1 protein-coding gene is annotated in these 503 nt (G+C 70.2%); it reads right to left on the reverse strand.

The features are described 5' to 3' along the window. Window positions 1-166 precede the first annotated feature (166 nt). Window positions 167-418, reverse strand: a complete 252-nt coding sequence (moaD, locus tag AC1DWF_RS39085; protein ID WP_476843748.1) for a molybdopterin converting factor subunit 1 — start codon at window positions 416-418, stop codon at window positions 167-169. Window positions 419-503: the final 85 nt, after the last annotated feature.

Below are 503 nucleotides of genomic sequence, written 5' to 3' on the forward strand. Positions count from 1 at the left end.
GTCATGGCCGGGTAGTGCTCCAGCACCATGGCGGACAGCCCGTCATCGGCCCGGCAGAGGCCCACGAAGCTGGCGATCGCGCCCACATCCGTGCGGCCGGCGCTGAGCGCCGCGCTCTCCGCCGCGATGTCGAAGAGCGCCTCCTGCACGGCGACGCGCGCCATCTTCAGCCCCCCGTGACGGGCGAGAAGAAGGCGACCTCGTCGCGATCGGCCACGGCGTCCCCGGCCGTGGCGAAATCCTGGTTCACGGCCGCCCGGATCGCCGTGGGATTGGCGAAGGCCTCCGCATGGCGGGGGCTCAGCGAGACCAGGTGCCGCATCAGCTCGCCGACGTTCCGAACGCCAGCGGGGAGAGCGATCTCCTCCCCTGAGGTCCCGACCTTCTCCCGAACCCAGGCGAAATACAGGATCTGCATCAGATCAACGCGGCGTCGGCACCTGCTGGACGTTGCCGCCCGGGCCGATGATCGTGGTCATGTTGCCGTCGCGGATCGCCAGGCC

It is taken from the genome of Aminobacter sp. P4_D5, assembly GCF_056401815.1.